Origin of the sequence: Dyadobacter sp. 676, from assembly GCF_040448675.1 — a bacterium.
Taxonomy (GTDB): Bacteria; Bacteroidota; Bacteroidia; order Cytophagales; family Spirosomataceae; genus Dyadobacter.
Window position 1 is genome coordinate 1,590,468 of sequence record NZ_CP159289.1, and the last position, 12,789, is coordinate 1,603,256.

The 12,789-nt window shown below is 50.8% G+C and carries 7 protein-coding genes; 3 read left to right on the top strand and 4 right to left on the bottom strand.

The genetic code is table 11. The features are described from left to right. Nucleotides 1-24: 24 nt before the first annotated feature. Nucleotides 25-1,425 carry a cation:dicarboxylase symporter family transporter gene (locus ABV298_RS07340; protein WP_353721499.1) on the bottom strand — a complete coding sequence of 467 codons (1,401 nt, stop codon included), beginning with the start codon at nt 1,423-1,425 and terminating at the stop codon, nt 25-27. Nucleotides 1,426-1,845: 420 nt separating this feature from the next. On the opposite strand from ABV298_RS07340, the gene ABV298_RS07345 reads away from it, so the two are divergent. From ABV298_RS07345 to ABV298_RS07355, 3 genes are read left to right on the top strand one after another with little or no spacing between them, the layout of a single operon-like run. Further along, nucleotides 1,846-2,697: a universal stress protein gene (locus tag ABV298_RS07345; protein ID WP_353721500.1), complete on the top strand. Its 852-nt coding sequence runs from the start codon at nt 1,846-1,848 to the stop codon at nt 2,695-2,697. 8 nt (nt 2,698-2,705) lie between these two features. Beyond that, nucleotides 2,706-3,815 (top strand): magnesium/cobalt transporter CorA, encoded by a 1,110-nt coding sequence (corA, locus tag ABV298_RS07350; protein WP_353721501.1) that lies wholly within the window; start codon nt 2,706-2,708, stop codon nt 3,813-3,815. A 50-nt stretch (nt 3,816-3,865) separates the two neighbouring features. Continuing rightward, the gene (locus ABV298_RS07355) at nt 3,866-6,340 is read left to right on the top strand and encodes a bifunctional UDP-N-acetylmuramoyl-tripeptide:D-alanyl-D-alanine ligase/alanine racemase (RefSeq protein ID WP_353721502.1); all 2,475 of its coding nucleotides are present in this window, start codon (nt 3,866-3,868) and stop codon (nt 6,338-6,340) included. Here the strand turns inward: ABV298_RS07355 and ppk1 are convergent, their stop codons facing one another. The 3 genes from ppk1 to ABV298_RS07370 form a co-directional block, all read right to left on the bottom strand. Continuing rightward, on the bottom strand, nt 6,341-8,659 hold the full coding sequence (gene ppk1, locus ABV298_RS07360) for a polyphosphate kinase 1 (RefSeq protein WP_353721503.1): 2,319 nt from the start codon (nt 8,657-8,659) through the stop codon (nt 6,341-6,343). A 170-nt stretch (nt 8,660-8,829) separates the two neighbouring features. Then, complete coding sequence (gene gyrB, locus ABV298_RS07365; RefSeq protein ID WP_353721504.1) at nt 8,830-10,785, bottom strand: DNA topoisomerase (ATP-hydrolyzing) subunit B; 1,956 nt, start codon at nt 10,783-10,785, stop codon at nt 8,830-8,832. A 252-nt stretch (nt 10,786-11,037) separates the two neighbouring features. Beyond that, the gene (locus ABV298_RS07370; protein ID WP_353721505.1) at nt 11,038-12,732 is read right to left on the bottom strand and encodes a hypothetical protein; all 1,695 of its coding nucleotides are present in this window, start codon (nt 12,730-12,732) and stop codon (nt 11,038-11,040) included. Nucleotides 12,733-12,789: the final 57 nt, after the last annotated feature.

The following is a 12,789-nucleotide window of genomic DNA, read 5'->3' on the forward strand; positions in this document are numbered from 1 at the left end:
AATTACTCTGAAAATAACATGATACTAAACTTCGCTGGTTGCGGTTTCTTCCACCACCTTGTCCGAATCGTGCATTTTCTGATCATCGAGCTCGCCTTCCCAGCGTGCAATTACGGCGGTCGCCAGGCAGTTACCGGTCACATTCACCGAAGTACGGGCCATATCCATCAGCTCGTCGATCCCCATGATCAGCAACACAGGCCATTCGGGCATGCCAAAGTTAGCGATCGCGCCCAATAATATCACCAAAGTAGCCCGCGGGATACCGGCCACGCCCTTGCTGGTGAGCATCAATAATAACACCATCGTAAATTGCTGTCCTACCGACATTTCGGTACCCGTCGCCTGTGCTACAAAAACGGTAGCCAGTGCAAGGTACAACGTGGAACCGTCCAGGTTGAAGCTGTAACCCGTTGGCATGACGAAAGATACGATCTGACGCGGCACGCCGAATTTCTCCATTTTTTCCATCGCCTTGGGCAACGCGGATTCCGAACTCGTGGTAGCGAACGCAATCGAAACCGGTTCGAAAATGGTTTTGGCAAATTTGATAACCGGAATTTTGGCAATTATCGCTACCGGTACAAATACCACCAGGATGAAGACGATCAGGGCACAATAGAGCGTAGCCAGCAGCAGTGCCAGGTTTTTCAAAACGTCGATACCCATATGCCCCACTGTTTCGGCAATGGCCGCCCCCACACCGATCGGCGCGAAATACATGATGATTTTCGTGAATTTGAACATCACCTCGGCCAGCAGCTCCACGCCGTGCACGAATTTCTCCTTCTTGCCCGACGGCAGCAACGCAAGGCTGATGCCGAAAAGCACGCTGAAAACAACGATTTGCAGTACTTCTCCGTGGTAAATGGATTTTGCGATGTTCTCCGGAAACGAATGCAGCACGATCTCCTGCCAAGTCTGTTGGTTCACCTTCGGCAGCGTCGCATTCAGGCTTTCGGGCGGTACGATACCGACACCGGGTTTGAACCAGTTGGCGAACAGCAGTCCGATGATCAATGCGAATGTGGTCACTACTTCGAAATACAGCAGCGATTTCCACCCCATACGGCCTACCTGTTTCAGGTCGGAATGCCCTGCTATGCCTGTCACGAGCGTCGCGAAAAGCAGCGGCGCGATCACCGTCTTGATCATTTGCAGGAATATCTGTCGCAGGAAGTGCAGTTCGGTGCCCATTTTCGGAAAATCGTAACCGATTTCCGTGCCGACGAGCATCGATATGAGGATTGAAGTGGTAAGGTTCTTTTTCAGGATCGCGTAAACAACCAGACCCGCCAGCGCCAGCCAGCGAAGGCCGATCAGCACATTATCAGATAGCGGCAGGATATCATATGCACTTAAAACGGAGGCTATCGCGGCAATGGTAACCAGCACGATATTGACAATGGTAATCTTGCTCTTCATACAGGGGGATTTGGTATTCTAAATCAGTTTGTAACGGTAAACTTATAAAAAATCAAATTAATGATTGTCAACACAACAAATGGAATTTTCCAAAAACACAGAACTTAACCGATGTTACAAACATCGGAAGTAAATTTTTATACTAAACAGAAGAGAAATTATAAAATAAACAATCGTTTACCCGAAAACCGGATATGTATTGGACAAATACAAAAAGTAAAGAGAGCCACGGGCGGCATACGGCTCGAAAAACATGAATTCGTCCCCAATTTGGCATAAAAATTGACACCTTCAAGGTACCGGATCATTAAATCTTGCCGGAAACGGTCGTTATGACCAAAAGTTGACCAAAGTCCTTGATTCGGGTTAGTAAAATCGATATGTTCGGACTACCCATACCCAAAACAAAACCTGCCAGACATGAGAAGTATCCTGATTGCCATCGACTTTTCCGAGAACGCCGAGCGTGCATTGGCCGCCGCCAAACTCATGGCCGAAAAAGATGTAACGGAGCTGCTGATCCTGCACGCTTACCAACCTTACATCGCAGACGTGAATGTTACGCCAGGGAACATAATGCCCGGTATCGGCGGGGCCGATTTCCTGTCGATGGCTACGGAGCTGGAAGAGGAACACCATAAACGGCTCGACGAATACGCTGCCAGGCTCGTGGCGGAAGGTTACAATGCCAAGGCGATCTGGACATTAGGCAGCGTGCAGTCGGCTATCGAGGAAGCCATCAACGACCACGTGCCGGATATGATCGTGATCGGGCGCACCGGGACTGGCGGGTTTCTCGATAAGCTGATCGGCAGCTCGGCCACGCACATCGCATTGAATTCGCCCTGCCCGGTGCTCGTGGTGCCGCCGCAAACCGAACTTACGGAATTCAAGCGGGTCGTTTATGCGACGCAGTTCGAGTACGAAGAAAACAATATCCTTCGGGAGGTTTTTGTATTGATAAACCACCTCGGCGCCCAGCTCACGTTGTTGAAGATCAAGTCGGACACCCAGCCGGACATCCAGCCCGACAACCAGTATGTCGACGACATCAAAGCCCATTTTACGATCCGCGAGGGGCAAATCGTGATCCGCGAAAACAAGCACGTGCTGGACGGCATCGAGGAGTATTGCGACGAGGTGAAGGCCGATCTGTTAATCATGTCCACCCGTGAGCGCTCGTTTATCGAAGAATATCTGATCAATCCGAGCATTACGCGGAAACTCGTTATCGATACACACGTACCTTTGCTGGTGTTTCACCTCAAATAATATCCGATTTGAACAGGACAGACGGCAGTTCAAAGCCGACCAGGAACGGCGGGGCGAGGAAATCGAAAAAGTACGTTAAGCGCGGCCTGCTCACCTCGCCGGGCACGCTCACCTATATCGGCCCCGATATCGAACTGAAAACCAGGATCCGCCGCATCCGGTACAACGAGCACCTGTATAAGGAGGATACCGTGAAATCGCTGGACGAATGCAGGGCCGCGGAAAACGGGGAGAACTTTATTACATGGCTCAATGTGGACGGCATCCACGAAACTTCCCTGATCGAAAAATTGGGGAGGCTCTATCATTTGCATCCGTTGCTGATGGAAGACGTGGTCAATACCGAACACAAGCCGAAACTGGAATTGTATGATAGCGGCCATTTGTTCCTCACACTCAAAATGCTTCACGTCGACTCCGAATCGCCGATCAGCATTTCGGCGGAGCATGTAAGTTTCGTGTTGGGTAAAAACTATGTCCTTTCTTTCCAGGAAGAACTTACGTCCGATATTTTCACGACCGTCGAAAACCGCCTGGAAGCGTCGGTAGGCAAAACCCGCCGTAATGGGCCGGATTACCTGCTTTTTGCATTGATGGACGTCGTGGTCGACAACTACTTCATCGTGCTTGAAAAACTCGGCGATGCGCTCGACGCCACCGAAGACCAGGTGATCCGGGGTGTGCAGGAGCTTTCACTCAAAGATATGTACGCCTTGAAGCGCGAGCTGACACTGGCCCGGCGGCAGATCTGGCCGCTCCGCGATATGGTCAATCAGCTGATCCGCGAAGACAATATGCAAATCAGCCGGGACGTAATCCCCTATTACCGAGACCTCTACGACCACATTATGCAGGTGCTGGACACCATCGATTCGTACCGCGAACTGGTAGCCAGCCTCGTGGATGTGCATTTGTCGACGATCAGCAACCGCATGAACCAGGTAATGAAGACTCTGACGATTTTCTCGGCCGTTTTCATGCCGCTGACGTTTATCGTTGGCGTTTACGGGATGAACTTCGAGTTTATGCCCGAACTCAAAGACCCTTACGGGTACTACTATACATGGGGGGGTGATGGTCGCCGTAACGGCAGGGTTGATATTTTATTTCAAATCTAAAAAATGGATGTAGGATTGATACCTTTGTGCTCTGATTAACGAGCATTGGAATGAGTCTTACCGTCAATACATCCCCTCTGGTAACCACGCGGGCCCAGTACATCCTGACCGACAGTCGGCAGGTTTCTTTCCCAGGACAAAGTATTTTTTTTGCCATCAAAGGCGAGCGCCACGACGGCCACCGTTTTCTGCCGGAGCTTTACGCGGCGGGCGTGCGGGAATTTGTGGTAGAAGAGGCTTCGTTTACCGGCGAATTGCGGGAAACCGCTGCCGCCTGGGATGATGCGCGGATCTGGGTGGTAGCTTCGAGCGTCCGTGCTTTGCAGCAACTGGTGGCTTCCAAAAGAAAGCAATTCGACATTCCGGTGGTGGGCATTGCGGGAAGTAACGGGAAAACGATCGTTAAAGAATGGCTCGCGCAGCTGCTGTCGCCCGGCCGTAGTATTGTGGCCAGTCCCAAAAGCTACAACTCTCAGATCGGCGTTCCGCTTTCGGTATGGAACCTGAGCAAAGAGCACTCGCTCGCGATTTTCGAGGCGGGTATTTCCAAGGCACATGAAATGGAATACCTGCAACCCGTTATGCAGCCTACAATTGGGATTTTCACCAACATTGGTCCGGCCCACGACGACGGTTTCCGGAGCCGGAAGCAGAAGATCACCGAAAAGTTGCGGCTTTTTACGAAGGTTAAAAAGCTTATTTACCGTAAAGATTACCACGAGATTGACGAGGAGGTAAGCCTGATCCTGAAACCGGTAAATGCATTCCTGGAAACGCTTACCTGGGGAAGCAATTATTCGGGTTCCAATGTGCAAGTGAGCTTTACGCCCGGGAAAGACAAGACCGTTATCTCCCTCACCGGCAAGCTCGGCAACCACACGTTCGAAACCGGCTTCCGCGATGATGCATCGCTCGAAAACCTGACGCATTGTATTGTTTTTCTGCTCGATTTCGGGCTGGAACCGGCAGTAATCCAGGAACGCGTGCTATTGCTTAAACCGGTTTCTATGCGCCTGGAACTCAAAGAGGGCATTAACCACTCCTATATTATCGACGACGCCTATAATAACGACTTACAGGGCTTGTCGATGGCGCTGAATTTCCTCTCTCAGCAGGAGCAGCGGAACCGTAAAACCGTCATACTTTCCGACGTGCTCCATACCGGCCAGACACCCGCCGAGCTTTATAAAATGGTATCCAGGCTGCTGGGAGAAAAAGGCATTCACCGGCTAATCGGAATCGGCAGCCAGATCAGCAGTCAGGCCTCGCAGTTCGACATTCCGGAGCAGGAATTTTATGAAGATACCGACACTTTTCTCAAAACATTCGCATTCCACACGCTGGCCGACACGCTTGTGCTCGTGAAGGGCGCGCGTCCCTTCTCGTTTGAGAAAATCGTGCACCGCATTCAGCAAAAAGCACACGGAACGGTGCTGGAAATCAACCTGGATGCCCTGGTACACAACCTGAACTACTACCGTGCCCGCGCCGGACAAGGTACCAAAATCATGGCCATGGTAAAGGCATTCGCCTATGGAAGCGGCAGTTCGGAGGTGGCCGCATTGCTGCAATATCATCGCGTGGATTACCTCGGCGTCGCCTATACCGATGAGGGCGTAATGCTTCGCCAGAGCGGCATTACATTGCCCATTATGGTTATGAATGCCACTTCCCCGACATTCGACCTTCTCTGGCAATACCAGCTCGAACCCGAAATTTACAGCCGGCGCATCCTGACCGACTGGGTCGAATACATTTCCAGAAAAGGCGAGCCGGCCAATACGCCGTCGGTACATTTGAAGCTCGATACGGGCATGCACCGTCTGGGTTTCGTAAAGGATGATTACGAATGGCTGGTGGAGCAACTCGGCAAAAACCCGGCATTGAAAGTCGCGAGCATATTCTCGCATCTGGTGGGCGCGGATGAAGGTGTGCACAATGACTTTTCAAGAAAGCAGTATGCGCAGTTCATGGAAGGTGCGGAACTGATCGAACGGACGCTGGGCTACAAAACCATTAAACATATTCTCAATTCGGCAGGCATTGTACGCTTTCCCGAGTACCGGCTGGACATGGTCCGCCTCGGTATCGGCCTTTACGGTGTGGAAGCGACGGGGCAGGACCAGCGCGCATTGCAATCGGTAGGGACGTTGAAAACCATTGTTTCGCAGATCAAATACCTGGCTTCCGGCGAAACGGTGGGATACAGCCGGAAAGGCATCGTAGCACACGATTCGGCCATTGCCACCCTCGCGATCGGTTATGCCGACGGCTACGACCGCGGCCTGGGCAATGGCGTGGGTAAAGTATGGGTGAATGGCACGCTATGCCCCACGATCGGCAATGTGTGCATGGATATGACGATGATCGACGTCACCAACGCCGGGGTTGAAGAAGGGGATGAAGTGATTGTTTTCGGTAAAGAAGTTCCCATTACGGAACTCGCGAAATCCATCAACACCATCCCCTACGAAATCCTGACGGGCATTGGCGACCGTGTCAAGCGGGTATTTTTCAAAGAGTGATCATTTATTGGCGTCGAACTGCTCTACTTCCGGGCCCGCGCTGGCCGGCTCGGGAGCTTGCTGCGCCATTTCAATGCGCCTGTCCTCTTCCTCAAAAAGCTGCGTGGCCATTACCTGGTCGAGGGTTACGTCGTAGAATGCCTGATGCACGTTCAATGGCTCGCTGCCTTCTTCGATCTCGCATTTGACATAGTTTCCATCCTCCTGTAATTCGTAGGCATTTACATTGTCTTTCAAACTATAATAAAGGATGTGAATAGCCTCCTGGCGTACGCGCGGGTCGACCAGCTTGAACAGGGATTCGATGCGCTTGTCGAAACTCCGCACCATGGCATCCGCACTACCGCCATAAACAAGCGGGTTGCCGTTTTGATGGAAATAAAATATCCGGGAATGCTCCAAAAAGTCGCCGACGAGCGAACGGACTGTAATATTTTCGCTTAATCCCTTGCGTTGCGGCCGCAGGCAGCACATGCCACGAACGATCAATTTAATGGGCACACCCGCCTCGGAGGCCTTATAAAGCTCATAAATCGTGTCGCGGTCTTCCAGTGAGTTTATTTTAATACAAATACCACTTTTCAGGCCAGCTTTCGCATTCTCCGCCTCCTGCTGGATCAATTCGATCAGCTTCGCGCGCATGTAGCGGGGAGCCGTAATGAGGTTCTGGTATTCCGATGGAATGGAATGGCCGGTGATGACATTGAAAAACTCGGAAATGTCGTGGGTATATTCTTCATTCGAAGTGAGGAGGCCGGTATCCGTATACAACTTCGACGTGTCCTCGTTGTAATTACCGCTCGACAAATGCGCATACCGCAATACCCTGTTGCCTTCGTTGCGTACGATCAGCAGCAGCTTGGTGTGTGTTTTGAGCAAGCCAATGCCGTAAATCACAAAGCAGCCCGCTTTTTGCAGTCTTTGTGCTTCACGGATATTATTTTCCTCATCAAAACGCGCTTTCACTTCGAACAACACCGCCACGTGCTTGCCATTCTCCGCAGCGCGCAGCAATGCCTCTGTTACCCGCGAATTTTTAGCGAGGCGGTAAATGGTCAGTTTAATGGACAGCACCTTCGGATCTTCGGCCGCCTGTTCCAGCAATTGAAGCACAGGCTCGAAGTTGTTATAAGGATGGTGCAGCAAAATATCGCGCTCCCGCATCACCTCGAAAATGTCGGGAATGCGCTCGCGGTCGAGCCCCAGCGGCGGCACCGGCGGCCGGGTAGGCGGAATCTGATCTTTGAATTCGGGATGCTTGATAATGCTCCACAGTGCCGTGTAATCGATCAGCGCGTCGGTCAGGAACACGTTATGATCGTCGATCTCCCAGCGTTTTTTAATCAGGTTAAGCAAATCTGGATTAACGTCGGGTTCCATCGATACCTGCACGACCCTTCCCAGGCGGCGACTTTTGATCTTCTGTTTGATCTCGTCGATGAAATCCGCCTCGATATCGTCGCTTTCTTCCAGGGTGAAATCGCCGTTGCGAATGATCCTGAACAGATTTGTCGAAACGATGTCGACATTCCGGTAAAGTTTGTTGACGTGCGCCTTGACGATCAGCTCTATGGGCACAAAGAGTAATTCGTCCTCCCGCTCCACCACATAAAAGCGCGGCAGATTTTGAGGTACCTGCACGAAAGAAAGTTTTCTGTCCTCTTCCGAAGTGGTTCCCTTTACCTGGGTAATCACGCCGAGGATCAACACTTTCGCCAGGAGCACGGGGAATGCATGCGTGTAGTCGAACAGCATCGGCGTCAACATCGGGTATACCGTTCTGTCGAAATACTCTTCCATGGCGGCTTTCTCCCCCGGCGTTGTTTCTTCCAGTCCGGCGATGCGAAAGCCGTGCTTCGCGAACAGCGGCATCAGCTGGTTTTTGTAGCATTCATTCTGGCGGCGCACGAAATCGTGCACCTCTTTCATCAACACTTTGCGGAAGGGTATTTCGCGCAGGCCCGAATAATCGAGGCGCTCCTTGCCGAAATCGAGGTAATTATAAAGACTCCCCACCCGAATGGTGAAAAATTCATCGAGATTGGACGACGTAATGGCGAGAAATTTGAGGCGGTCAAACAGATTACGGTCCTCGTTTGTCGCCTGGTCGAGCACCCTGTCGTTGAATTTCATCCAGCTAAGGTCCCTGCTGATCAGGTCGCTTTGCTGCATTTGGGTATTTGCTTTTTCCGACGACGAACTGACCGCCTTACCGTCTTCCGCCGCGGCGGGTTCCTTCGGGCTTTTGAAAAGTGCGAACAGGTTGGTCAGTTTGCTTCTTTTTTCATTGCTATATATAGGGTCGGATGAGCCGGACATAACGTTATGCTATTAAAAAGGTGTATGAGTATGGCAATAAAAATTCAACGAATCTAAACAATCTATTGTTTTCGGGCCGATGAAGTTTGTGTTAAATTTTCGTTCCAAAAAAGAAACGGATGGCCGTATCCGACAGCCATCCGTTTCAATATGACGGTTTCTGCTAATGGCTACACGTCGACGCGGGCATATTTCGCATTCTTCTCAATAAAATCACGGCGGGGGGCTACTTCGTCGCCCATCAGCATCGAGAAAAGGTGATCAGCCTCGGCAGCGGATTCCACGGAAACCTGTTTTAAACTTCTGCGTTCGGGGTTCATTGTCGTTTCCCAGAGCTGCTCGGCGTTCATTTCACCGAGACCTTTGTACCGCTGCACGTTCACCGAATCTTCCTTGCCTCCACCAATCTCGCGAACAGCTTCCTCGCGTTGTTGCTCGGTCCAGCAATAGCGCTCTTCCTTGCCTTTTTTCACGAGATACAGCGGCGGCTGTGCAATGTAGATGTAGCCGTTATCGATCAGTATCTTCATATAACGGAAGAAGAACGTGAGAATCAACGTACGGATGTGGCTACCGTCGATATCGGCATCGGTCATGATGACGATCTTGTGGTAGCGGAGCTTGTCGATATTCAATGCGCGCTCGTCGCCGTCCTTACCGATCTGCACACCCATAGCGGTGAACATGTTCTTGATCTCCTCGTTTTCGTATATCTTGTACTCCTGCGCTTTTTCGACGTTCAGGATCTTACCACGAAGCGGCAGAATAGCCTGGAATGCGCGGTTACGGCCTTGTTTGGCGGTTCCGCCCGCCGAGTCCCCCTCCACGAGGTACAGTTCGCACACATTAGGGTCTGTTTCCGAACAGTCGGAAAGTTTCCCGGGCAGTCCCGTGCCGGTAAGCACATTCTTGCGCTGCACCATTTCGCGTGCTTTTTTTGCTGCGATACGGGCCTTTGCGGCAAGGATCACCTTGTCGATGATTACGCGGGCTTCTTTCGGATGCTCTTCGAGGTAAATTTCGAGCATTTCGGCCACTACCTGGCTTACTGCGCCGGTTACTTCGGAGTTACCCAGCTTGGTTTTGGTCTGACCTTCGAACTGAGGTTCTGCCACTTTAATGGAAATAACAGCCGTGAGACCTTCGCGGAAATCGTCCCCGCTGATCTCTACTTTTTCTTTTGCCAGAATCCCCGACTTTTCCGCGTAGTTTTTCAATGTACGCGTCAATGCCGCACGAAAACCGGAAACATGGGTACCTCCTTCAATTGTATTGATGTTGTTCACGTACGAGAACACGTTCTCGCTGTAAGAAGTGTTGTACATCATCGCTACTTCCACCGGAATCGCCCCTTTGTCGCTTTCCATGTGGATCGGCTCGGGGATCAACGGCTGGCGGGTGGCGTCGAGGTAAGTCACGAACTCGTTCAGACCTACTTCCGAATAAAACTCCTCATGGCGGAACGTGCCGTTTTCCTCTTCGTCGCGTTTGTCTTCCAGCGTGATGCGGATACCTTTATTCAGGTATGACAGTTCGCGCAGGCGGGTTGCAATGGTTTCGTATTTGAATTCTGTTACAGAGAAAATTGTGGCATCGGGCAGGAAGTGGATGATCGTACCGGTTTTGTCCGATTCGCCGATCACGCGGGTTGCGTAAAGGGGTTTGCCTTCGCTGAACTCCTGCTCGAAAATCTTGCCTTCGCGGTGCACCTCCGCACGCAGGTGCGTGGAAAGCGCGTTCACGCAGGATACACCCACCCCGTGCAAACCGCCGGAAACTTTATATGTGTCTTTGTCAAATTTACCGCCGGCGTGCAGTACCGTGAGCACAACCTCAAGAGCGGACTTTTTCTCTTTGGGGTGCATTCCGGTGGGGATACCCCGACCATTATCTTTGACGGTAATGGAATTGTTTGCTTCTATTGTAACGTTGATGGTGTCGCAGTATCCGGCCATCGCTTCGTCGATGGAGTTATCTACAACCTCCCAAATCAGGTGGTGAACCCCTTTGAAGCCAGTGTCACCGATATACATCGCCGGACGTTTACGAACGGCCTCTAAACCCTCAAGAATCTGGATATTTTCAGCTGAATAGCTGTTTACTTCAAGCACTGCTTCGTTTGACATATAGTTTGTTTTACACTTGGATAAAAAGAACCATTATCTGGCTTTTTAAGCACGTAAAGATACGAATTTTTTATGGTTTTACCTAGCAAAACCCATCGCGAAGCTGCCTTTTGGCGCGGCTCTCCGCCCAAATACCGACCTGGAAGCGCAGGACGGCAAAATATGACATTTCTGTGTTGCCGGGCGGCGGTAGATCATGTCACCATCCGTTATCAGGAAACAAATCTCAATGAATATCCGGCGACATTGCCATTACTTTAAAGCATACCCTCCGCCGGTTGAAACAAGTGTATTGCTGAGCCTGTGAAATGTTTTTTCTCCCGAGCCCGATACGTCCAGGATGCCTATCTCATAAGTGCCGGCGTCGAGGTCGTCGGCCCGCAATTGCGTATTGAAACCGCTTTTATAATAATGGCCGGTCGTAATTATATTCAACCGCGCTTCCACCTTCGGGTTGGCGTTGAGCAGATATACCGTGCCGGTCGCTACATTTTTCAACACCAGGAAACGGTCGTCCAAAAACCGCTTCCGCCGGGGCCACGCATTACTCGACAGGAAATAATACGTAAGGTCTTCCACGCCTTCGCGGACAATGCGGTGAATATCCCAGGTTTCGATATACACACCGTTGTCGACCACTCCGCTTTTAACGGCGAACATCGCATTTAGCTCCCCGGGCGTAACCACAGCCTCGGGTAAAGAGAAAAAGCCTTTTTCATAAGCGGGAAGCAGGTAAAAGTTCCCATACCGGACAATCGACTTTTCTACGGAAAACATACTGCGGTAATTGCGCCAATTGTAAATATCGGCCAGGTAAGTGGTTTTCTTTGCCGCTACGATGCCCGTAAACCGGTAATGCGAATAGGCCCAATAAAAGACGCTGAGGGCCAGCGCACCGGCGAACACCCATTTTCTCCTGAAAAAATCGGTGTAGAATACGAGAAAAATATAGAAAATCGCCGTGGAAAGCGACGCATAAAGCTGGAACCGGCTGGCGACGGTAGTTCCGGCCCAGGACCTGAACAGCGCAATAACCGTGCTGGAAATAAAAATGAATGCAAAAAGTGTGAGCAATTCGATCGTACCGGGTTTGACCTGCACCGGTTTTCTGAGATAGGCCCCGGCAACCCGCCAGGTCACTGCCATCATACAAACGATGATCGCCGCACCCCACACCGCCGACCACATTTCGGGGTACGACCACAACGACATGGCCGAGCCGACGAAGCCGAAAAGCGACAAGAAGAATGAGCCGGCGTCCTTCGGCAGGTTCACCGCCTGCCCCGATTCGTAACCCGCCAGGTAAATGACCAGACAAATGATCATAAAAATGCCGGTCATAATTGCCTTGCGAAAATTTTGATGGCAGAGAAAGAAGAAAATGATCGCCGGAAACGACAGAATGCCGTTCCCGTGGGTAAAGGTGGCCAGGAAGCAACAAATCATCGCTCCATAAAACGCGACTGTCCTGCCGCCGGAAACGAGCAGGATTGCCGTAACTGTAAACGCGGTAAGATAGGAATGCTGCATGCCGGTTAATGCCCATCCTGATACCTCATGGTACAAAGGCTGAAAAAACAGGAAGGAAACCGGGATAAAAAAATAAAGCGGCAGTTTTGTTTTTCTGAAATTGAAATAAAGGAAATAGAAAATGTAGGTGACATTAATCAACACCAGCACAATATAAAACCGGAAATGCAAACGCCCGGTAAGCTCGAAATCCAATAGCGAAATAAACCTGGGAACTACTGCTTTGTGATCATTGAAAGTACGGAACATTTCCTTCACCACACCCGCAAACCCCACGCCCGGCCCTGAAATCGCTTCAATGAACTGGATAAATAAAAAGTCGTCCTGAAATGGAAAGTCGACGGAGAATTGAAGATTGTAAAGAAAAAATAACAGGATAACGGCACAAATGACGACAACTGGCAAAAATCGAAGCATGAGCTTGGGCTGTAACGTATTGCTATATGATAGATTCGGATCGGTTCTAAGCAAATC

Excerpts from the sequence above, each read along its gene's own strand:
- ABV298_RS07340 (WP_353721499.1), bottom strand. The coding sequence starts at position 1,425 with ATGAAGAGCAAGATTACCATTGTCAATATCGTGCTGGTTACCATTGCC.
- ABV298_RS07345 (WP_353721500.1), top strand. The coding sequence starts at position 1,846 with ATGAGAAGTATCCTGATTGCCATCGACTTTTCCGAGAACGCCGAGCGT.
- ABV298_RS07355 (WP_353721502.1), top strand. The coding sequence starts at position 3,866 with ATGAGTCTTACCGTCAATACATCCCCTCTGGTAACCACGCGGGCCCAG.
- ppk1 (WP_353721503.1), bottom strand. The coding sequence starts at position 8,659 with ATGTCCGGCTCATCCGACCCTATATATAGCAATGAAAAAAGAAGCAAA.
- gyrB (WP_353721504.1), bottom strand. The coding sequence starts at position 10,785 with ATGTCAAACGAAGCAGTGCTTGAAGTAAACAGCTATTCAGCTGAAAAT.
- ABV298_RS07370 (WP_353721505.1), bottom strand. The coding sequence starts at position 12,732 with ATGCTTCGATTTTTGCCAGTTGTCGTCATTTGTGCCGTTATCCTGTTA.